Source organism: uncultured Mesonia sp. (assembly GCA_947499595.1).
In the GTDB taxonomy this organism is placed as follows: domain Bacteria; phylum Bacteroidota; class Bacteroidia; order Flavobacteriales; family Flavobacteriaceae; genus Mesonia; species Mesonia sediminis.
On record CANMOY010000008.1, the window covers coordinates 14,431 to 35,126 of the forward strand.

Below are 20,696 nucleotides of genomic sequence, written 5' to 3' on the forward strand. Positions count from 1 at the left end.
AATGAAAATTGTGCTATTTGATCATAGCTTTGAAGGTTTGTTATCTGCCATTTTTGAGGTGTTTCATTTAAGATTGAAAGATGTAAAACTGATGAGGCAAAACAACCATGCTGCATCTTTTTTTGATGAAGAAATCTGGGTAAGCACAGATCAAGAAAAAGCCGCCCGTGTGGCAAAGGGAATTATTAAATATGGCGGTAAAAGCGACCTTACTTGGTTATACCGATGCTTTTTGAGCGAGTTGGCTGAGGTGCCCCAGTTAATACTTGCCTATATATGCCAATTGATGGTTGATAAGCATAGTGGTAAAAATGACTTTAGTAGAGATGCAGTAATACAATTGCAAAAGATTAATAAAATGATAGGGAGAGAAAAGCATCGTATGGATGCATTTGTACGTTTCGAAAAAACGGCAAACGGTCTATACTTCGCGCGAATAGCTCCCGATTTTAATGTGTTACCCCTAAATGCCAAGCATTTTAAAACCCGTTTTGCCGATCAAGAATGGTGTATCTATGATATAAAACGTGATTATGGTTTGTTATACGATTTAGAATCCTTAAGGCATGTGCACTTGCCATCGGTAAATACTTTCTTACATAGTACGCCACCAGATTTGTTAGCTGAAGATGAAGTGGCCTATAAAAAATTATGGAAAAATTATTTTGAACATACCAATATTCAAGAACGCGCCAATAAAAAACTGCATACTCAACACGTTCCTAAACGATATTGGAAATACTTAAGTGAAAAATATATATTGGATTATTAAATTATCTTCTCACCAATCATACCAATGCAAAATCCTAATATTGCCCCTAGCGTTGGGAGGTAAGTGTTTTTTAATTTACTTTCAGGAATGAGATCTTGTACGAGAAGATATAAAATTCCGCCACTAGCGAAGGTCATTAAATAAGCTGTCAAATCAGGGTAATCACTTAAAATAAAATGTCCTGCTAAAGCACCACCTAATCCAAAAAAACTTAGAAAGAAGAAAAGCAGCAGAGTTTTACGTGTACTAAATCCACTTTGGGTTAAGTCTCTAAAAGCATTAAAGGCTTCGGGTAAGTTTTGTAAACCAATAAAGACAGCAAGTAATTTGGCCATTTGAGACTGTGATGCAAAAACGGCTCCCAGAGCAATGGATTCTGGTATAAAATCCATAAGCATTGCCAGTAAAGTAGCGGTTTGACCACCTTTTTTACTCAAATACCAATCGATTAATAAAAAACAGAGCGCACCAGATAAGAAAGTCAAAACCAGCGGCCATACCGCTAACTCCTCAAGGCCTTTAGGAATTAAAACTAAAGCTACTGCCGATAGGATAATGCCTGAGCCAAAGGCCATAAAACTATGGCTTAACTCGTATTTTATAGGGGTGTCTTTAAGGTGATGATTAAAAAAATAGGCTAGAAGTCCGCCAATAAAAACACTTACCCCAGCTAGAAACGAAAAGAATAATAATTTTTCCATAGTTAGGTTTTTAACATAAAATAAAAAAACCAAACCGGCTGTTGAGGCTACTCTATATTATTGGATTTCGGCACTAATTCCCGCTTCTAGTAAGGCAGTACAACGTGGTTTTAAATCTTCATAATCTCCCGTTTTTACGGCACATTTTCCTTTATAATGAATAATAAGCGTGCATTGCTCGGCTTGTAGGGCATCGTGATCACAACTCTTAATTAGCATTTCAATTACATGGTCAAAAGTGTTGACATCATCATTAAAAACAATAATTTGGTTCTGTTCTTCTTCTGCGGTTTCTGTCGCACTCTTTTCTAGTACTTCCTCCTGAACACTCATAGTTGTTAAGCTTGTTTCTTTCAAAAATAAATAATTTTGAATGTAAATTTTAATTTTTAACAAATTTTGCACCCACCCAGTTATCTTTAATGAAGTGATTTACATATTGCAATCCTAATTGCTTGCACTTTTCGTTTATGAGACTTAAATCTTCTTCGTAAAAGCCGCTTAATAAAATTATACCCTCTTGTAGCAATACCTTCTCGTAAATGGGTAGATCTTGAAGAAGAATATTGCGGTTGATATTGGCGATGATTAAATCGAATTTTTTAGAGCCGAGCAGTGATGCGTCGCCTTCAAAAACTTTAATTGCCGAGTAGTTATTGCGAACTACATTTTCTTGTGTGTTTAAATAGCACCAATGGTCTATATCTATAGCGGTTATATCTGTAGCACCTCGCATACCGGCCAAAATGGCAAGAATACCTGTGCCACAGCCCATATCTAAAACCACTTTGTTTGTGCAATCGAGCTGCAATAAATGTTGTACCATCATATGAGTGGTGGCATGATGCCCCGTACCAAAAGACATTTTAGGTTCAATAATAATATCGTAGGTAGTCTCTTGTTTGGCATGAAAAGGTGCTCTTATTTGGCAGATGTCATCCACTAAAATAGGCTGGAAATTTCGTTCCCACTCCTCATTCCAATTTACCTGTTCAATTTCCTTAACTTCAAAGTCTATCTTAAAATCAGGATTTTGAAAAATGTATAATTCTTTAACTGCCTCGGGTTGATGCAGAGATTTCTCTATATAAGCCTCTAATCCCGTTTCGGTTTCAACAAAACTATCAAAACCTAATTCGTTAAGCTGGGCAATCAAGATTTCGGCAAGCGGTTGGACGGGTTCTAACCGAAAGAAATATCCTATATAAGTTGGAGTCATGGTTTACAATATTTGGTGCAAAAGTAAGTAAGATTTTTAGTAGCTGAGAGGCTTCGTTCGAATTTTATTCCGCGAAAGCGATATTCTTTTCAGTTTTCTTTTGCGGATAAATGCTTAAAATAACTTGGGTGCCTTGCGGTGCTTGTTGTTCATCTTTCAAATCGACTATCTTATAAGTGATTTCCCCTTGAAAGGATTTGTTATATAATTCTATTCGTTCTTTAATGATAGAAACGCCCATACTTTTGTGTTTTTTCTGTGAACTGGGTTTGGGTTGACGACCTATTCCGTTATCGGTAATACTTATGCTGGTTTTTGTTGTGTTGTGATTGATGTTTACACTTATTTTTTTCTTTTTTTTATCACTGAGCATTAAGCCATGCCAAATAGCATTTTCTAAAAAAGGCTGTAACAAAAGCGGTGGTATCTTAACTTCTTGAATTTCTGGATTATTGTCACCAATAAACAGGATTTCTAAGTCTTGTTCAAAGCGATTTTCTTCTAGTTGTAGGTAGTAGTTGGCCAGTTTAAGTTCTTCGGGTAATGAAATAACGTGTTGTTTTGAAGTTTCGAGAACCATACGGGTATACCTGCTGAATAATTTTAGGTACTTTATTGCTTTTTCATTTTGCTTGATTTGAATTAAATAAGTGATAGCGTTTAAACTATTGAATAAAAAATGCGGATTTACCCTTAACCGCGTAACTAGTATTTCGGCTTGAGCTAAATTACGTTCGTAAATTGCATTTAGTTTTTCTTTCTCTTCTTGATTAATTCTGGCATTGGTGGTTTTTCTTTCTTTGTAATTACGGTATTGCAAATACAAAATAATAAGTATAAAAAGCAGACTAATCCCTAGAAAAAAACTGATGAGGTTACGCCTAGCAAGCAATTCATTTTGATTAGCCAGTTTAACAGCTTGCAGGGCTTTATCTTTTTTTAATAGCGCAATTTCATTTTCCTTTTTAGCCAAGTTATACTGTTTGGTCAGGGCATCTATTTTAACATTTTGCTCATGTATTTTTAAACTATCGGCGTAAGCTTGCGCCCATTTATAGTGTTTCAAGGCATCGGCAAATTTGTTTTGTTCTTCGTGCAATTGCGCCAATAGCTCATGATTACCTTGCAAAACAGCGGTTTGCTTGTTTGTCGTGGCCAATTTTTGCGATTGTTGTATATAATTACTGGCTTGGGTGTAATTTTTTCTATTTAAAAAAGTATGCCCTAATTGATGCAGTACTTCTGCTTCTTTATGGCTGTTTTCAAGTTGAACATAACCCGCAAGCGCTTTTTTATAGTAAATCACTGCTTGAGTAAGATTTTTGTTTTCCTTAAGATAGGTTAGCCCCAAATACTCATAAGCGATAGCCAATCCAAAAACGCTGTTCATTTCTTGATTGATACGCAGTAAGCGGTTAAGGTAAGATTTGGCTAAAACATAATTTTCAGTTTCGATATGATAATCAGCAATCGATAAATAATTCATGGCTGTACCCAGCTTATTACCGCGTTGTTGTTCGGCTTTTAAAGAACGGTTGAAGTAAGCCAAGGCTTCTTTTTGTTTTCCCGGGATTTGACTCAAAGCATTGCCAATCCCGTTACTTGCAATGGCTATATTTCTTAAGTCTTCTTCCTCCTCGGCCAGCTGCAGGGCTTTCATATAAAAATCTACTGCCGTAGCATATTTCTGGTTGTATCGACTAGCTACTCCTGCATTGTTGGCAAAAATCATCTTGTAAAGTTTGTCAACTGATTTATTTTCTATCCACTCATAAGCTCGTTGATGGTAAGCAAAAGCGGTAGAATAATTTTTATGGTAGCGGTAGAGCAAGCCTAGATTGTCATTTGCTCGAGCCATTAAAAGGGTATCGTTTAGTTGCTCAGCTAAAAGTATGGCTTGCTGTGCCAAGGCAAATTCTAAACTGTCTTGTTGCTTTTTTTTATGCAATTCACGTGAACGATTTATAAGAGTGAGTACCTGGGTGCTGTCTGGTGCTCGAACAAAAAGCTCTGTATCCATATTTTGCGCTCGACCAATACTAAAGCTCACCAAAATATTCATCCATATAAAGCATAATAGCTTAAGGTTTGGAGTCTTTACAGAATTAGATAAAGTTTGGAGAGCTGTTGATGACAAAATATCTTGTATTAAATTACAAATAAATCACTGCCTATACCCGATCGAGAAAATCGGCTTTTTTATTGCGTGAGACTGGAATTTTTATGTTGTTTTTAAGCACGATATAAGCCTCGGCTTTTACAAACTCACATACTTGATCTAAATTTACCAAGTAGCTGTTATGCACCCTAAAAAAATGATTGTCGGGTAGAAGGCATTGTATGTCTTTTAGCTTTTTTGATAAAAACAATTCATTACCGTCGCATAAATAAATACGACAATAATTACCGTCACTTTTACAATAGGCAATTTGCTGTGGTTCAATAAAAACTAATTTTCCATCAACGGGAATGGCAACCCTTTTTTGATTGTTTAGACGTTCTTCTAAAATATCACTGGGATTTTGCTTTTCTTTATTATACTTTAACCGATTGATAGTAGAAACCAAATCATCTGTATCAATAGGCTTTAGCAGGTAATCAAAAGCACTTTCTTTTATGGCCTTTATGGCATATTGACTATATGCCGTTACAAAAACTACTTCAAATTGACGGCTTTGAAATTTGCTAATGAATTCGAGACCATCCATCTGGGGCATCTCTACATCGATGAATAAGCAATCTGGAGTATGATTTTTTAGATACAAAAGCGCCTCGTTAGGGTTGGTGAAAGTCTTTAATATATTTACCCCTTGGCAATAATTTTCGATTTCCCACTCCAGACTTTTTACGGCTTTAAGTTCGTCATCCAGTAATACAATTTCTAACATTTTGTTGGTTATTTAGTCTATCTAATTTACGAAAAAATTGAATTAGATAATGGTATATTGTATAGTTTGGATTAAAAACCGTATATCTGGTTAAAATACCTTGATGATTTTCAAGATGTTCATTTTCAGGTATCCTGAGGAGTTTAGTTTAATAATCATCTGGTTTATTTATTATTTTCTGAGCACGTTCTTGATGAGCTGCTAAGGTAGATTTATCCATTTTATTAAGCATACTCATCATCATACTCATACGTTGGTTGTCTTTTAATTTTTCGCGATGAGTAGTTAGAAAATTCCAATAAAGTGCATTAAATGGACATGCGTTTTCTCCGGTTTTTTCCTTTACCTTATAATGACAGTCTTGACAATAGTTACTCATTTTATTGATGTAACTACCGCTAGAGATATAGGGTTTTGTGGCTACAATACCACCATCGGCAAACTGACTCATACCGCGAGTATTTGGCATTTCTACCCATTCAATCGCATCAATATATATGCCTAGATACCAAGCATCAACCTCATTGGGATGCACACCAGTGAGCAGGGCAAAATTACCCGTAACCATAAGTCGTTGAATGTGGTGCGCATAGGCAAGTTCTAGACTTTGCGAAATGGCGTGGCTAAGGCAATTCATTTTTGTTTTACCGGTCCAATAAAAATCGGGGAGTTGGTTTTGGTGGTCCAGTTTATTACTGCGGCGGTATCCTGGCATTTCTTTCCAATAAATCCCACGCATATATTCGCGCCATCCCAAAATCTGACGTATGAATCCCTCTACTTGAGAAATATTAATATCGTATTCAGCTTCGTAATAAGTGTCTAGAACTTTATCGATAACCTCTTTAGGGGATAACATTTTGGTGTTTAATGCAAAAGAGAGTCTAGAATGAAAGAGATAGTTTTCTTGCGTATGCATAGCATCTTGAAAATCGCCAAAGTGCACTAAGAGCTCATCGCAGAAATACCGCAAAACTTTTAAGCTGTCTTCACGCGAAGTGGGCCAATTAAATTGTGTTTTGTCTATCTCTCCTATGCTTTTTACATCGGTTTTGGTAAGGGCTTCAACAATATCGGTTACGTCTTTTCTAAATCCTTTTTCGTGCGGAATCGTTGGAGAGCCTTTCCACTTTTTCCGATTACTTTTATCAAAATTCCATTTTCCGCCCTCTGGGTCATTTTCGTCTTGCATTAAAATACCATGTTTTTTTCGCATAGCACGATAAAAATACTCCATTACCAATTCTTTCTTGCCTTCAAAAAAATCGGTTAAATCATGGCGTTGAGTAAAAAAATGTTCGGTATCATAGCTTTGAGTTTTTATATCTAACTCATTGGTAAGTTCTTTAAGTTGCTCATCTAATCTATATTCATCTGGTAAGAGGTACTCAAAGCATTCTATATCATGTTCATCTATTAAAGCTTTAAGGTTGGCACTTAAATCTTGCTTGTTCTTTTTATCGGTCAGAGTATAGTACACTAGCTTATGACCACGCTTTTTTAAATGCTCAGAAAAGTTTCGCATGGCAGCAAAAAAGCCTACAATTTTTTGAATGTGATGGTTAACATAATCGGTTTCTTGCTTCATTTCGGCCATAAAATAAAGCATGTTATCATCGGTTGTAGAGAACCAAGAATGTTTATAATTCAATTGGTCACCCAAAATTAAGCGTAGCGTTTTCATGAAAATAGTTTGTTTTGTAGCCAAGTCTGTTGGTATTTACCCGAGGCATCGTATCGGTTGGCTTGACTTTTAATATTAAATTTACGGTCCCGAGGGTCATTACCTACACCACTGTTGTACATCCAATTGCCCCAATTGCTGTGTACATCATAGTCTACCAGCATACTTTCTAAGTAGGCGGCGCCTTTTCGCCAATCTTGTTTTAATTCCTTAGCCCAATAACTGTTGATATTTTGCCTACCCCTATTGCTCATAAAACCTGTTTGGGCAAGCTCAAGCATATTAGCATTTACAAAGGGTTCGGCTGTTTTACCTTGTCGCCATTGTTCAAATACTTGTGGGTTATTATGCCAGTTTAGTTTTTCTTTACGGATTCCTGATTGCTTAAAAATAGCATTTCCGTGCTTGAGTGAAATGTATTTGAAGAAGTCTCGCCATAGCAACTCAAAAATTAACCAATAGGTGCTTTCGTTTTTTATGATTTCTTCTTCATATTTTTTGACTTCCCAGTAAATTTGCCTAGCCGATATACAACCGTTAGCCAGCCAAGCCGATAGCTTAGAACTGTAATCTGCACCCAATAGTCCGTTTCTCGTTTTTTTATAAACGCTCAACTTTTGGGTTTTCCAAAAATAATCCTGTATTCTTTTAGAAGCCTCTTGTTCTCCTCCCTTAAAAGGGAAAGCTGTACGAGAATCGGGTTCAAAAGAATGTAGTCCTAGTTCTTCTAAAGTGGGGATAGCTTCTGAATGTTTACTAAGTGTCTGATGGTAGTTTTTTTGCGGTAGCGGTAGGCAAGCCCTTACCTTGGCTTCTTTTTCTACTTTTTTTCTAAATGCGGTAAAGACTTCGGGTATTTGATTAAAACTAAAGGGGATGTCTTTCGGGTGATATAGCATTTGGTCAAAAAAGGAATGCGCTTTTAATAAGCCGCATCGACTTTTAATTTTACTATAAACCAAAAACTCTTCTTCTGTCCATTCTTTTTGAGAATAGAGATCGGTAATATTAAATTGTTCGACCAGTTGGGGTATTTTATCTTCGGGTTTTGCCTTAAAAACCAATAAGTCTATGCCTAGTTTAGTCTTTAAGTTCTGTTTTAATTGCTTTACACTCTCTATAAGAAATTGCGCTCTAAACTTCTCTGTTTTTTTAAAACCATAGGCGGTGGTAGCATAATGGCGAGGATCAAAGCAATAAACCGCATATACTTGTGGGTGTTTTTTGCAAGCCGTGTATAAGCTTTTTTGATCGGTAACGCGCAGGTCGTTTCTAAACCAAACTAGGGCGCTGTCTTTTTGTTTTGTCTGCATCTTTGGCTACAATATTTTACATGTTCCCAATCGCGTTGCCATTTTTTACGCCAAGTGAATGGACGCTGGCAAGTCACGCAAATCTTTACAGGAAGATGTTTCTTATTCATAAATACTTTTGGTGGGTACATCGGGTTTGGCGTAGGCCAAGCGTGTTAGAAGATGAGGTAGGGCATAAGCATCTAGACCATTTATGCATACCGTTTTTTGTTGTGCTAATCCTAAAAAACCATCTTCTTCTGGCGAGGTTTCGCTATAAACGCCTAAAATCTCCCCAACAATTAATCGGCATTTATTCTCTTCTATAAAGTAATGATTTTTCATTTTACAAGCTATTTGTACCGGTGCTTCTGCTACAAATGGAGCTTCAAAATCGTTTTTATAGACTGGAGTAAGGCCACTTTTCTCAAATTCTGATACCTCACCACTATAGCGCGCTGAGGTATGATGAGCTTGTTGGTATATCGATTCGTTCACGTGATTAACACTAAAAACCCCAGTGCGGTTAAGATTATCCCAGGTGTTGCGAATTGCAGAAGTAGGCCGTAGGATAAATCCCAACAAGGGCGGATGACTGCCTAAATGAATTACAGAGCTGAAAATAGCGAGATTTTCAATTCCATCTTGCGATCGTGTACCAATCAAATTAGCCGATTTATATCCGCTTAAGCTATTGATAAAATTAGCACGGTAGCGCTGGTCCATAGCTTTGATTTGTGTTCGTGAAAAATACATATGTTTAATAATTTTATTATTACGTTAAACAAAAGTAAGCTTTTGGCAAAAAAAAGACAGCTAAAACAACTGCCCTTTTCCAACAACTAAACTTAAAATTAAACTACTTTTTGTTTTTTTGGTCTTTTATAGTTTCCTCATCAAAATCTACCTCATTGTTCTCTCGCTTTCGATTACCAAATGAATCTAACGGCTGATCTTGTTCTTTTCTCTTTCTATGTTTCTCTTCAATTCGTCCCATTTCTTTTTTCTTTAAAATTAGGTTTATTTTTGCAGAAACATTTTAATAAAAAATTAAAATTTTGTTAAGTAGGTTTAAATTTAGCTAAATAAATTGATTAAGTATAATTTATTGCTATTATTTCTTTAAAATACTTGCTTTACGAATGAAAGCCTTGTTTTGATTATAATCTGAAGAAGTACAATAACTTAAACTTACATATAAAATAAAAGCTCCTCCAATGCCTATTAGTGCTTGCTCTGTAGAAGCTACTTCCCAAGCCAGGGGTAAATCGGCTCCTAGGGCAATAGCAAAATGGTAACTTGAGAATGCTAGACCGTACAGCATGGTGTAAAAGGCGGCTTGGCTGCTTCCTTTATACCATAAAAAGCCCATAACCAAAGGCACAAATGCGCCGCTGGTTAAAAAATCTGAACCTATCCAAGATACTTTTAATACTGATTTTATTTTTAGTGCTATAAATAAGGCAATTGCAGCCATAAGTAGGGTAGCTACGCGGGCGACCAAGATTTTCTCTTTATTGCTCGAATGGGATTTCAGGTGGTTTTGATAAATATCTACACTTAGGGCCATAGCACCGGTATTGAGCAGTGAATCCATAGTCGACATAATGGCAGCACTCAAGCCTACAAAAATCAAAGCGCTTAGCATAGGTTGCTCTATTTGCGCAACCATAGTGGGTACAATTCCGCTTGACGGTAAATCTTCATAAAAGACACTGGCAAACATTCCGGTATAGGTTACCATAAAGTACAAGGGAATGAATGCAATAAAACTGTACAGCATCATTCTTTTGGCGTCGCTACCGGTTTTGGCGGCCGAAATTCTTTGCCAAACGTTGGCTTGTATCATCCACGAGGTACCAAAGGTAATCACGTAGGCCAATTGGTCAGGAACCTTATGAAAAAAGGAGGTGAATCCGGTTTTTTGTTGAAGCAGCGCTTGTTGTTGTACGGCTTGCATTCCGCCAGATGTGGTATAAGTAAAATAAAATAGAAAAATTCCCGCCAGTAAGAAAAAAACAAATTGGAGTAAATCGGTTACCACTACTCCTTTAAATCCGCCGAAGAGCGAATATAAGAGTACAATACCTGTACCTAAAAGGGCTCCGCTTTCATAACTTATAGCAAAGAAAGCTTCAAAAAATTTACCGATGACAATTACTTGTATGGCGGCAGCAATAAGCATAAAAAGCAGTATAAAAATACTAAGTAGTAATCCGGTCCTTCGGTCATAACGGGCTTGCATCAATTGGGGTTGCGACAAATGCCCTAAGTTCCTAATACCTTTTGAAAAAACATACATCAAGCTCGTTGCCAATAAAACGGGTACTCCATAAATCCAAAAAGAATTGAGTCCGTTTTTATGCGCGTGATCTACCAAATCTATCGCCGAGCCGCCGCCCCACCAACTGGCAATGAAAGTGACGGCCAGTAACCACGCGGGTAATTTGCGCGAAGCCAGAAAGTAATCTTCATTGTTTTTGCTCTTGCTATAATAAATGCCAATTCCGGCGATTAATACCACATAAATCACTAAAAAGATCACACTTAGTTCATGACTGTCCATTGCGTTCATTTTGTGGTCGAAAGTACGAGATTATTTCTTTTTTTTTTGAATGCAATCTAACCAAAATATAGTTTAAGGCAGTAGACGAAATTTTCTGATTTCACGCAAACAGAACAGGGGTAAACAAAATCAAATTTTAGGGGTATTCGCCTGATTATTTTGCTTACTTTTGCTTTAAGAAATGGGGTGCTTATTTCATAGGCTGAGAAGATACCCAGAGGTCATCCTCGAAACCTGATCTGGATAATGCCAGCGTAGGGATTTTAACGGACTACTTTTGCAAACAAAAGGCTTGGTCTGCACTTGCCATTTCGTTAAACTATAAAGAAATGGATTCGCTGTTTTACAATTTTACCCTTATTCAAATCTTAGGCACTTGCTTTGGCGTTACTCAAGTTTTACTGGCCAGGCAAAACTATATACATAACTACCTGTTTGGCATTGTTTCAATACTACTAAGTATCTGGATTCATTACCACTCCCAGTTGTATGCCGATATTGTTTTGAGTTTATACTATTTAGTAATGAGTATTTACGGGTGGCTGTATTGGCAGTTTGGCAAAAAAAACAATCCGCCACCCATACAATATGCCAATCGTTTAGATTATATAAAAAGCTTTGGCATTGTGTTGTTTTGTTTTGGGGCGATGAGCTTCTGGTTAATCAACTACACCGATTCTGATGTACCTATTTGGGATGCAACCACCAGTGCCTTTGCTTGGGCAGGCATGTGGTTGATGGCTAAACGTAAAATGGAGAATTGGATTTTTCTAAACATCAGTAACATCATTACCATCCCTTTACTTATTTATAAAGAACTTTATATCTATGCCGCCCTCACCGGTTTTTTATTTGTGGTAGGGGTTTCAGGATATTTGAAGTGGAGAAAATTAATACAAGATGAAAACCAACCTACAAGGCATCAGCCAGCAACAACTTAAAGCCGCCTGTTTAGAGGCAACAAGCTTCTCTAATGAAGTGCTGCACTACTTGGCGCAAGAAAATTTATGGAATATCTGGGTACCTCAAGAATATGGCGGTCAAGCTTTATCTTTAACCCAAGGTTTAAAGAAGTTACAAACAATAGCAACAATAGATGGCAGCCTGGGTTGGACGCTCACCTTGTGCAGTGGGGCTAATTTTTTTGTAGGAAATTTAGCACACGAGGCTGCAGCCGAAGTTTTTAAGGGAAAACAAAACACTGTTCTAGGCGGTAGCGGCGGAGTCTTTGGCGAAGCGCATCAAGAAGAAGGGCAATACCGTATTAATGGAACTTGGCATTATGCCACAGGTGCACCCTACCTTACGCATTTTACTTTAAATGCTCGAATTATGAATGCCGGCAAGCCAGTAAAAGATGACAACGGAAACGACTTAATAAAAAGTTTTGTTTTGCCTAAAGAAGCGGTGAAGATTATTCCTAACTGGTCGAGTATGGGGTTAAAGGCTACGGCTACACATTCTTTTCAGGTTTCAGATTATCGTGTGGCACCAAGATTTAGTTTTGTTTATCACGAGGTAAAACATACGGCAGACTTGTACCAAATTCCGTTTTCGGTCTTTGCTGATTTTACTTTATGGGTCAATTACATCGGGATGGCGCAACATTTTTTAGATTTAGCCAGGTATAAGGAGGTTGAATCTTCTTGGCAAATTTTAAATGCTACGCTAGAAGACAGCGAAAAACGCATATATGACTTAGCACTACAAACCGAAAGGCGTCTGGGTAATTCAACATTTGGTTGGGAAGAATGGGTGGTGCAGGTACACCAAGCAGCCGTAAATTCTGTGCAAGCTATCTCTCAAGCCATTATAGGTTTGTATCCGTTTTTAGGTATTTCGGCGAGCAAAGAAGGCAGCGAGTTGAACCAGGTATTTAAAGATTACTTCACCGCAACGCAACATCATATTTTTACAAAGAAGCGCTAGAATAAACTATTTATCTACTTTAGAAGTGTCCTAAAAAAGGGGAAAGCCTATATTATATCTCCTATTTTAAAGGTATAATTGATATATAGAATAAAACCCTGAATTAATAAGGCGCTAATGTAGAAGCTTTATACAATGCCGATATAAAAAATACCGACCGAAATCAGCTACTTTAAGCGAATTCTAAATAACGAATTAATATAAATTACCCGAATTTTGTCAACACTTTCTAGACAATTACTATCTTTAGAAAAATAATCTAAAAACTTGCAACAAGCACCTACTTAAGTCATATCAAAGTTCTTTAAAACGCTTTAATAGGACTTCTTGTATAATGTACTTAGCAAATTTCTATAACATTTATGGCCAAGAAGAAAAAAATTGAAAAGACAAAATCAATCGAAGAAACCCTTTGGCAATCCTGTGATAAGCTAAAAGGTTTTGAAGAGCCTTTTGAATACAAATAAACTGTCTTAGCATTAATATTTTCATAATTCACAATATGAAAACATCTTCTTTTTAGAAGATACTTTTTGATGATTTTATTCTACAAAAAAAATGTTAAGCAATATGATATTGCTTTAAAAATATACGAAACATTTAACCTTTTTAGAAATTCTTTTATTTTCGCAACCCTTTATGTATTTTATCAATTTTAAGTAAATAACCAATTTTTATTTCCATGAAAAGATTTAATTTTTTAGCAATTATTTTTTTAGCGATTATGATAGCGTTCACCTCTTGTTCTAGGGATGATGATGCTAATATTTCAGGTGATTACTTTTCTATCACTAGAAATGGTGAAGAATACTTTAAGGAGGAAATAAATTACGCTTACTTAGGAATAGATTTTAGTCAGTTGTGTAGTGGTCGACCAGATTTAACGATTAATAGAACAGAGGAATATATAGAAACAAACGAATTTAGCTTCTCAATACAATTATTAGCACCCGCTTGGGATGAAGATATGGAGCATGTAAGTTATTTAGACGCACAAATATTTACTGCACATGATGGCAATAACCAAGAAAATGATTGCAATTATGCTTACCATTTAGATTTGTTATATTCTGAAAATGACAGAATTTTCTATCCTGATAAAGGCGCAAATAATGTTCACTATATACAAAGTGTATCAAAAATTTCTGAATACGATAATGAGGTTGTCTATGCGGTTAAAGGCAGTTACCAAGCTACTATGATAAATAGTTCTTGTGATACTATTGATATAAAAGGTGATTATAATTTTTATATCAGAACATTCAAATTAACTTAATAATCTTCGTTACTTTAGTCCCTTAATAGTTCGGAGTGATATTTTAAATTTCAATTAATACCTTTGAAATATGAAATATAAGAAGAGCAGTTCATAGTTATCATGCTCCTGAAGGTAAAATGCCTACGCCTCAATTATTGAATTATAAGTATGATTATGATAAAATTTAATTAAAAATTGTCACCTCAATTGTCACCTTAAATTATAAACCCTCGTAAGTACTGGCTTACGAGGGTTTATTGTGGAGTCGGGGAGACTCGAACTCCCGTCCAAACAAGCAATTCAATGGCTTTCTACACGCTTAGTTTTCACTTGAATTTTCGAGAAAAATCTGGCAGAAAACCGCCTAATCTTTCCTTAGCCTTTTCAATTTCGGTATTCCTTAAAGGCGTCAGAATACCTAAATTTACTTTATCGGTGCCTCAAATGCAAGTGCCGTAAATTAAGGCCCTCGCGAGACATCTCGGCTCCCTGTCTTACAGGGACTAAGCTAATCTTACTATGATTCAGATTATGCAGCCAAGGCGTAATTATTTTCGCCGTTTAAAAAAGTCTGAAACATGAGATTTACGAGCTATATTCCGGCGCTCGACGTGCTTACTATTCAATTCGACTCGCTGTCAAAACCAAATCGACCCCAATAGTAGTACCATTATCAACAACAACTATTCCCTTTTTACCCTTGGCAGAAAAAACTTAGGCAACAAGCTTAATACAAACTTCTGGGCGTTCCGCTTTTGATGCAAAAGCGGCGGGCTATCCGCTATATCTTTTAAAGCAAACCAGCTTTAAAAGTATGCCGCTGCTATCCCTAACGCAAAATAGTTTAAAAGAACAATATCTGTAATAGATAAGGCTGGCAAAGATACAATAAAATCATATATTTACCCAATAAATCCGAAAGTCTTCCGCTAGCTTGTTAAAGACGAAGTGGTTTTAACTTTTGCCGATAAAATTTTTGTGAAAATATGAAAATAGGAATTATAAAAGAACGTAAAAATCCGCCCGACAGGCGAGTGGTATTTTCTCCAGAAAAACTTTCTCAACTTAAAAAGCAATTTCCCAGCTGCCAAATTGCGGTAGAATCTTCGGCTATTCGTGTTTTTCCAGACGAAGACTATAAGAATTTGGGGTTCGAGGTAACCCAAGATATGAGCGATTGCGATGTGTTATTAGGAGTAAAGGAAGTGCCGGTTGAAGCTTTAATACCCAATAAAAAATATTTTTTCTTCTCGCATACCATCAAAAAGCAACCCTACAATAGGGCCTTATTGCAGGCTATTTTGTCGAAAAATATAGAACTCTATGATCACGAAGTAATTACCGATACCCAAAACAGCAGACTTATTGGTTTTGGTCGCTACGCTGGTATTGTTGGGGCGTACAATGGCTTTAGAGCTTTAGGATTACGCGATAATTTGTTCAATTTACCCAAGGTAGAAGACCTACCCGATTATAATGCTGTGGTAGCCAACTTGCAGCAGGTAAAATTGCCGCCTATTAAAATAGCGCTAACAGGATCGGGAAAAGTAGCCCACGGGGCACAAGAAATTTTAGAACACCTAAATATCAAAATGATTAGCGTGCACGATTTCTTAACCAAAAGCTATGATGAGCCGGTGTATACCCTGCTAGATGTGCTTGATTATAACAAACGCAAAGATGCTAAGGTGCTAGATAAATACGACTTTTACAATCATCCTGAACAATACGAATCAAATTTTATGCGGTTTTCGCGGGTAACCGACTATTTTATAGCCGGTCATTTTTATGGCGAAGGCGCTCCAAAATTGATTACCCATGAACAAATTCAACAGCCAGATTTTAATATAAATCTTATTGCCGATGTAAGTTGCGATATCAACGGACCCATTGCCAGTACCATAAGGGCTTCAACCATCGCCGATCCGTTTTATGGCTACGATAAAACCAGTGGCGAAGAAGTTGCCTACGATGCAAAAAATGCCATTTGCGTAATGGCTGTAGATAATTTGCCTTGTGAACTACCTAAAGACGCTAGCGAAGGCTTTGGAGATATGTTTTTAGAGCATGTAATTCCCAACTTTTTTAATGATGACCCAGAAGGTGTCTTAGAACGGGCTAGAATGACGTCTAACGGAGAGCTAACGCCAAGATATGCCTACTTAAAAGATTATGTAAATGGGGAGTAGAGCATTTTTATGCTTGCTGTTAAGCGCCGGCATTCTTTTTTCTTGCGTTGGTTTAAAGCGTTTGCCCAAAGCCGAAAAAGATAGGAATCTTAAGATCATGAGTTACAACATTAGGTATGCTCAAGAAGGTGTGGGAGAAATTAGCTGGTCGAGCAGAAAAGAATTGCTCACAACGCAGTTAAACGAAGTGCCCGTAGATATCTATTTGTTGCAGGAGCCATTAGATCAGCAGATAATAGATATAAAAAAGGCGCTAACTAATTTTAGTTTTGTAGGAGATCGACGTGTTGAAAATGTAAAATGGGGAGGCTATAACGCTATCTTTTATAATGAAGATAAATTTGCCTTGTTAGAAAGCAATACGTTTTGGTTGTCTGAAACGCCCGAACAAGAATCTAAAGGCTGGGATGCCAAACAAGTTACCATTGCTACTTATGCATTATTAAAAGATAAGGCAACCCGTAAAAAGTTCTATGTGCTAAATACTCATCTCGATAGAGTGGGAGAGGTAGCCAAATTAGAAAGTTTAAAACTGATCAAAAGAAAGATTGAAGAAATAAATAAAAAACACTACCCTGTTATAATAGGAGGTGATTTTAACTCGAAAGAGACCACAGCGCCTATTGCTTATTTTGATAAGTATTTTAAAGACGCAAAAAAAGTTGCTCAAACAGCGCCCATCGGGCCAAAGGGTACTTTTAATTATTTTAATTCACGAATACCGCATAAATACCGTATAGATTATATTTATGTGTCTAAAAAGATAGAAGTAAAAAGTTATCAAGTTTTAGATAATCAGTATGAAGGAAGGTATCCTTCAGATCATTATCCGGTTTACGTAGCCTTGATGCTTCCTTAGGGCTAGACAAAGTTTTATTATCAACCATAAGATTTTACTAAATAAAACATAGCCTTCAAGGCTATGTTTTATTTATTTTATGGGGTAATTGCCAGCTAATTAATGAAAACTACAGCAACTTTTAATGACAAGTTGTAGGGCTTATAAACACAAGCCTTTGAGAGTGTAATAAAATATTGTACAATATTCCATCAAAAATTGTACAATATTTTTGTAAAAATTGTACAATATTTTACAGAAAGTTGTACAACTTTTATAGAAAAGCTCTTTAGGTTGAAAACAAAACCCCAAGACCTTAATTTAAAAAGTTCTTGGGGTTAGGTTTAAAAGTTGAGCAGTTAGTGCTTAAAATCTATGCTACACTAAAGCCAGAGTCAAGCTTTTATAAAGCCTTAACGCATTTTCTAATTTGCACCAGGTTGTGTAAAAGTTTTTCTAGATGCTTAAGATCTAGCATATTCGCGCCATCACTTTTTGCGTTTGCCGGATCAAAATGCGTTTCAATAAAAAGTCCGTCTACATGATTCACCACTCCTGCACGGGCAATGGTTTCAATCATTTCTGGTCGGCCACCGGTAACGCCACTGCTCTGGTTGGGTTGTTGTAAGGAGTGTGTAACGTCTAGCACTGTGGGCGCATACTGGCGCATAGTAGGTATACCTCTAAAATCAACTATCATATCTTGGTAACCAAACATAGTACCGCGATCGGTTATCATAACTTGCTCGTTGTGGCTGTCGGTAACTTTTTTGACCGCGTGTTGCATGCTTTCTGGACTCATAAATTGTCCTTTTTTTAAGTTAACTACCTTACCGGTTTCGGCGGCAGCCACCACCAAGTCGGTTTGGCGCACTAAAAAGGCAGGTATTTGCAGTACATCTACATATTCGGCGGCTAGTTTTGCATCGCTAACTTCATGAATATCGGTTACGGTGGGCACTTTAAAAGTTTCGGCAACTTTACGCAAAATCTTTAAAGCCTTTTCGTCGCCAATTCCAGTAAAACTATCTATTCGGCTTCGATTGGCTTTTTTAAAACTGCCTTTAAAAATGTAGGGAATTCCTAATTTATCGGTAATATTCACCACTTTTTCGGCAATACGCAGCGCCATTTCTTCGCTCTCAATAGCACAAGGGCCGGCGAGTAAGAAAAAATTATCTTCATCTATGTGTTTAATATGGGGTATTTGCTCTAAATTCATAACATTTACTTTAAGGCAAAGGTAGAGAATAAATTAAAATTGATTTGCCGCTGAAGAAAAATTATAGCCAACAGGCATACTTTCGTAAACAGAGCGTTAGCCAAGTAATTATACGATAATAAGCGTTTGTTTTTTAATCTTAGGCATTGCATTTTCTTTATTTATGAGTGAATTATTCCGCTTAAAGCGGATAGAAATCGTTTAAAATAAAGGGTTTATGTAAGGAAATGTCAGTTTCTTTAAACTTCATGTTATATTTTTAGGTTAAAGCTTTAATATCAGAAAATTAAGCGTAAATTTGCAGCCTTTAAATTACTATATGACTTCAATTAGAAACATTGCAATTATTGCACACGTTGACCACGGTAAAACCACTTTGGTAGATAAGATTATGTACCATTGCCGTTTGTTCCGTGAAAACGAAAACACAGGCGACCTTATTCTTGATAATAACGATATTGAGCGTGAGCGTGGTATTACCATTACGTCAAAAAACGTGTCGGTTACTTATAAGGGAACCAAAATTAATATTATTGACACCCCTGGTCACGCCGATTTTGGAGGTGAGGTAGAGCGAGTTTTAAATATGGCCGATGGGGTTTTACTATTGGTAGATGCTTTTGAGGGGCCTATGCCGCAAACGCGTTTTGTATTGCAAAAAGCAATTGATTTAGGCTTAAAACCTTGTGTAGTTATCAATAAGGTAGATAAAGAAAACTGTACTCCAGACGAGGTACATGAGAAAGTATTTGATTTGATGTTTGAGTTGGGGGCAGAAGAGTGGCAGCTTGATTTCCCATCGGTTTATGGTTCGGCTAAAAACAACTGGATGAGCACCGATTGGAAAAATGAAACCGAAAATTTGGAGCCGCTTTTAGATATGGTTATTGAGCATATACCAGAACCTAAAGTAGATAAAGAAGGTACGCCACAAATGTTGATTACCTCTTTAGACTTCTCATCTTTTACAGGAAGAATCGCCATTGGTCGCCTGCAACGAGGTGTTTTAAAAGAAAGTATGCAGGTTTCTCTAGTAAAAAGAGATGGTAGCATTAAAAAATCTAAAATTAAAGAATTGCACGTTTTTGAGGGCTTGGGCCGTAGAAAAGTGCAGGAAGTTGTAGCAGGAGATATTTGTGCGCTAGTAGGTTTAGAAGGCTTTGATATTGGTGATACCGTTGCCGATGTAGAAAATCCTGAAGCTTTAAAGACCATTAGCATAGATGAGCCTACTATGAGTATGTTGTTTACCATTAATGATTCTCCATTTTTTGGTAAAGACGGTAAATTTGTAACCTCAAGGCACATTAAAGAGCGTTTGACCAAAGAGCTGGAGAAGAACTTGGCATTGCGTGTTGAAGAAACCGATAGTGCCGATAAATTTATGGTTTTTGGTCGGGGTGTTTTGCACTTGTCTGTGCTTATAGAAACTATGCGTAGAGAAGGTTATGAATTGCAAATAGGGCAGCCGCAAGTAATCATTAAAGAAATAGACGGTGTAAAGTGTGAGCCAGTAGAAGAATTGACCATAGATTTACCCGAAGAAGTTTCTGGTAAAGCGGTTGAAATGGTGAGTATGCGTAAGGGTGAAATGCTTAGTATGGAAGCTCGCGGAGACCGTATGGTTTGTGAGTTCATCATTCCTTCTCGTGGTATTATTGGTTTGCGTAACCAATTGCTTACCGCCACAGCGGGAGAAGCGATTATGGCACACCGTTTTAAAGAATACCAACCGATTAAAGGAGACATCCCTCAGCGTTTAAACGGCTCTTTAGTTTCTATGGAAAAAGGTACCGCAATTCCTTATTCGATTGATAAACTACAAGATCGCGGTCGCTTTTTTATAGATCCGGGTGAAGATATTTATGAAGGCCAGGTGATTGGGGAGAATTCACGTCAAGATGATATGACGGTGAACGTAACCAAGACCAAGAAGCTTTCGAATGTGCGTTCGGCTGGAGCCGACGATAAAGCTAAAATTGTTCCGGCTATTAAATTTAGCTTAGAAGAAGCTTTAGAATACATTCAAAAAGATGAGTATGTTGAGGTGACTCCTAACCATCTTAGAATACGTAAAATTTTCTTAACCGAGAACGAACGTAAACGCAATAAAATAATCTAAAATAAAAAACTGTTTT

Annotated in this window: 19 protein-coding genes, 1 other RNA gene and 1 riboswitch; of the genes, 7 read left to right on the top strand and 13 right to left on the bottom strand. The window is 36.8% G+C overall.

Translation table 11 applies throughout. The annotated features are described in order from the left end of the window. The first annotated feature begins 1 nt into the window (after position 1). Positions 2-772: a TIGR03915 family putative DNA repair protein gene (locus ACH2AZ_RS09795; protein ID WP_394907709.1), complete on the top strand. Its 771-nt coding sequence runs from the start codon at positions 2-4 to the stop codon at positions 770-772. Here the strand turns inward: ACH2AZ_RS09795 and ACH2AZ_RS09800 are convergent. The 11 genes from ACH2AZ_RS09800 to ACH2AZ_RS09850 all read right to left on the bottom strand — a co-directional run bounded on the left by ACH2AZ_RS09800 (position 769) and on the right by ACH2AZ_RS09850 (position 11,122). Beyond that, entirely contained in the window at positions 769-1,473 is a 705-nt protein-coding gene (locus ACH2AZ_RS09800) for a ZIP family metal transporter (protein ID WP_394907710.1), read from the bottom strand. The two genes, ACH2AZ_RS09795 and ACH2AZ_RS09800, sit on opposite strands and share 4 nt — an antisense overlap. 57 nt (positions 1,474-1,530) lie before the next feature. Then, the gene (locus tag ACH2AZ_RS09805) at positions 1,531-1,806 is read right to left on the bottom strand and encodes an ATP-dependent Clp protease adaptor ClpS (protein WP_379043569.1); all 276 of its coding nucleotides are present in this window, start codon (positions 1,804-1,806) and stop codon (positions 1,531-1,533) included. Positions 1,807-1,855: 49 nt separating this feature from the next. Next, the gene (gene prmA, locus ACH2AZ_RS09810) at positions 1,856-2,692 is read right to left on the bottom strand and encodes a 50S ribosomal protein L11 methyltransferase (protein WP_394907711.1); all 837 of its coding nucleotides are present in this window, start codon (positions 2,690-2,692) and stop codon (positions 1,856-1,858) included. Positions 2,693-2,756: 64 nt separating this feature from the next. Beyond that, the gene (locus ACH2AZ_RS09815) at positions 2,757-4,829 is read right to left on the bottom strand and encodes a tetratricopeptide repeat protein (protein ID WP_394907712.1); all 2,073 of its coding nucleotides are present in this window, start codon (positions 4,827-4,829) and stop codon (positions 2,757-2,759) included. A gap of 34 nt (positions 4,830-4,863) precedes the next feature. Then, a complete protein-coding gene (locus ACH2AZ_RS09820) occupies positions 4,864-5,580 on the bottom strand; it encodes a LytR/AlgR family response regulator transcription factor (RefSeq protein WP_379043263.1) in 717 nt (238 codons plus the stop codon). Between the two features lie 148 nt (positions 5,581-5,728). Beyond that, a complete protein-coding gene (locus ACH2AZ_RS09825) occupies positions 5,729-7,264 on the bottom strand; it encodes a cryptochrome/photolyase family protein (protein WP_394907713.1) in 1,536 nt (511 codons plus the stop codon). After that, positions 7,261-8,577 carry a DASH family cryptochrome gene (locus ACH2AZ_RS09830; RefSeq protein ID WP_394907714.1) on the bottom strand — a complete coding sequence of 439 codons (1,317 nt, stop codon included), beginning with the start codon at positions 8,575-8,577 and terminating at the stop codon, positions 7,261-7,263. Before ACH2AZ_RS09830 ends, ACH2AZ_RS09825 begins: the two co-directional genes overlap by 4 nt. Then, positions 8,547-8,708, bottom strand: coding sequence for a DUF2256 domain-containing protein (locus ACH2AZ_RS09835; RefSeq protein WP_394907715.1), 162 nt, complete (start codon positions 8,706-8,708; stop codon positions 8,547-8,549). Before ACH2AZ_RS09835 ends, ACH2AZ_RS09830 begins: the two co-directional genes overlap by 31 nt. Beyond that, positions 8,680-9,312: a flavin reductase family protein gene (locus ACH2AZ_RS09840; protein WP_394907716.1), complete on the bottom strand. Its 633-nt coding sequence runs from the start codon at positions 9,310-9,312 to the stop codon at positions 8,680-8,682. The genes ACH2AZ_RS09835 and ACH2AZ_RS09840 overlap by 29 nt, the downstream gene beginning before the upstream one ends. Positions 9,313-9,415: 103 nt before the next feature. Next, complete coding sequence (locus tag ACH2AZ_RS09845) at positions 9,416-9,553, bottom strand: hypothetical protein (RefSeq protein WP_379043251.1); 138 nt, start codon at positions 9,551-9,553, stop codon at positions 9,416-9,418. A 117-nt stretch (positions 9,554-9,670) separates the two neighbouring features. Beyond that, entirely contained in the window at positions 9,671-11,122 is a 1,452-nt protein-coding gene (locus ACH2AZ_RS09850; RefSeq protein ID WP_394907717.1) for a sodium:solute symporter, read from the bottom strand. A gap of 172 nt (positions 11,123-11,294) precedes the next feature. Then, positions 11,295-11,400: riboswitch (TPP riboswitch) on the top strand. Between the two features lie 51 nt (positions 11,401-11,451). Here ACH2AZ_RS09850 and pnuC point away from each other — a divergent pair. The 3 genes from pnuC to ACH2AZ_RS09865 all read left to right on the top strand — a co-directional run bounded on the left by pnuC (position 11,452) and on the right by ACH2AZ_RS09865 (position 14,327). Then, positions 11,452-12,063, top strand: a complete 612-nt coding sequence (gene pnuC / locus ACH2AZ_RS09855; protein ID WP_394907718.1) for a nicotinamide riboside transporter PnuC — start codon at positions 11,452-11,454, stop codon at positions 12,061-12,063. Further along, positions 12,023-13,051, top strand: a complete 1,029-nt coding sequence (locus ACH2AZ_RS09860) for an acyl-CoA dehydrogenase (protein ID WP_394907719.1) — start codon at positions 12,023-12,025, stop codon at positions 13,049-13,051. The genes pnuC and ACH2AZ_RS09860 overlap by 41 nt, the downstream gene beginning before the upstream one ends. A gap of 682 nt (positions 13,052-13,733) precedes the next feature. Continuing rightward, on the top strand, positions 13,734-14,327 hold the full coding sequence (locus ACH2AZ_RS09865; RefSeq protein ID WP_394907720.1) for a hypothetical protein: 594 nt from the start codon (positions 13,734-13,736) through the stop codon (positions 14,325-14,327). Positions 14,328-14,566: 239 nt separating this feature from the next. Here ACH2AZ_RS09865 and ssrA read toward each other — a convergent pair. Next, positions 14,567-14,966, bottom strand: a transfer-messenger RNA (tmRNA) gene (ssrA, locus tag ACH2AZ_RS09870). Positions 14,967-15,295: 329 nt separating this feature from the next. Between ssrA and ACH2AZ_RS09875 the strand changes: the two genes are divergently transcribed. Both ACH2AZ_RS09875 and ACH2AZ_RS09880 read left to right on the top strand, forming a co-directional pair. Beyond that, on the top strand, positions 15,296-16,498 hold the full coding sequence (locus ACH2AZ_RS09875; protein WP_394907721.1) for an NAD(P)-dependent oxidoreductase: 1,203 nt from the start codon (positions 15,296-15,298) through the stop codon (positions 16,496-16,498). A 97-nt stretch (positions 16,499-16,595) separates the two neighbouring features. Continuing rightward, positions 16,596-17,357: an endonuclease/exonuclease/phosphatase family protein gene (locus ACH2AZ_RS09880; RefSeq protein WP_394907722.1), complete on the top strand. Its 762-nt coding sequence runs from the start codon at positions 16,596-16,598 to the stop codon at positions 17,355-17,357. Between the two features lie 382 nt (positions 17,358-17,739). Here the strand turns inward: ACH2AZ_RS09880 and kdsA are convergent, their stop codons facing one another. After that, positions 17,740-18,558: a 3-deoxy-8-phosphooctulonate synthase gene (gene kdsA / locus ACH2AZ_RS09885; RefSeq protein WP_394907723.1), complete on the bottom strand. Its 819-nt coding sequence runs from the start codon at positions 18,556-18,558 to the stop codon at positions 17,740-17,742. A gap of 319 nt (positions 18,559-18,877) precedes the next feature. On the opposite strand from kdsA, the gene typA reads away from it, so the two are divergent. Beyond that, positions 18,878-20,680: a translational GTPase TypA gene (typA, locus tag ACH2AZ_RS09890; protein WP_394907724.1), complete on the top strand. Its 1,803-nt coding sequence runs from the start codon at positions 18,878-18,880 to the stop codon at positions 20,678-20,680. Positions 20,681-20,696: the final 16 nt, after the last annotated feature.

What these genes read in the sequence shown, in the direction of transcription:
- ACH2AZ_RS09795 (WP_394907709.1), top strand. Translation starts at nt 2, where the DNA reads ATGAAAATTGTGCTATTTGATCATAGCTTTGAAGGTTTGTTATCTGCC.
- ACH2AZ_RS09800 (WP_394907710.1), bottom strand. Translation starts at nt 1,473, where the DNA reads ATGGAAAAATTATTATTCTTTTCGTTTCTAGCTGGGGTAAGTGTTTTT.
- ACH2AZ_RS09805 (WP_379043569.1), bottom strand. Translation starts at nt 1,806, where the DNA reads ATGAGTGTTCAGGAGGAAGTACTAGAAAAGAGTGCGACAGAAACCGCA.
- prmA (WP_394907711.1), bottom strand. Translation starts at nt 2,692, where the DNA reads ATGACTCCAACTTATATAGGATATTTCTTTCGGTTAGAACCCGTCCAA.
- ACH2AZ_RS09820 (WP_379043263.1), bottom strand. Translation starts at nt 5,580, where the DNA reads ATGTTAGAAATTGTATTACTGGATGACGAACTTAAAGCCGTAAAAAGT.
- ACH2AZ_RS09825 (WP_394907713.1), bottom strand. Translation starts at nt 7,264, where the DNA reads ATGAAAACGCTACGCTTAATTTTGGGTGACCAATTGAATTATAAACAT.
- ACH2AZ_RS09830 (WP_394907714.1), bottom strand. Translation starts at nt 8,577, where the DNA reads ATGCAGACAAAACAAAAAGACAGCGCCCTAGTTTGGTTTAGAAACGAC.
- ACH2AZ_RS09835 (WP_394907715.1), bottom strand. Translation starts at nt 8,708, where the DNA reads ATGTACCCACCAAAAGTATTTATGAATAAGAAACATCTTCCTGTAAAG.
- ACH2AZ_RS09840 (WP_394907716.1), bottom strand. Translation starts at nt 9,312, where the DNA reads ATGTATTTTTCACGAACACAAATCAAAGCTATGGACCAGCGCTACCGT.
- ACH2AZ_RS09845 (WP_379043251.1), bottom strand. Translation starts at nt 9,553, where the DNA reads ATGGGACGAATTGAAGAGAAACATAGAAAGAGAAAAGAACAAGATCAG.
- ACH2AZ_RS09850 (WP_394907717.1), bottom strand. Translation starts at nt 11,122, where the DNA reads ATGGACAGTCATGAACTAAGTGTGATCTTTTTAGTGATTTATGTGGTA.
- pnuC (WP_394907718.1), top strand. Translation starts at nt 11,452, where the DNA reads ATGGATTCGCTGTTTTACAATTTTACCCTTATTCAAATCTTAGGCACT.
- ACH2AZ_RS09860 (WP_394907719.1), top strand. Translation starts at nt 12,023, where the DNA reads ATGAAAACCAACCTACAAGGCATCAGCCAGCAACAACTTAAAGCCGCC.
- ACH2AZ_RS09865 (WP_394907720.1), top strand. Translation starts at nt 13,734, where the DNA reads ATGAAAAGATTTAATTTTTTAGCAATTATTTTTTTAGCGATTATGATA.
- ACH2AZ_RS09875 (WP_394907721.1), top strand. Translation starts at nt 15,296, where the DNA reads ATGAAAATAGGAATTATAAAAGAACGTAAAAATCCGCCCGACAGGCGA.
- ACH2AZ_RS09880 (WP_394907722.1), top strand. Translation starts at nt 16,596, where the DNA reads ATGAGTTACAACATTAGGTATGCTCAAGAAGGTGTGGGAGAAATTAGC.
- kdsA (WP_394907723.1), bottom strand. Translation starts at nt 18,558, where the DNA reads ATGAATTTAGAGCAAATACCCCATATTAAACACATAGATGAAGATAAT.
- typA (WP_394907724.1), top strand. Translation starts at nt 18,878, where the DNA reads ATGACTTCAATTAGAAACATTGCAATTATTGCACACGTTGACCACGGT.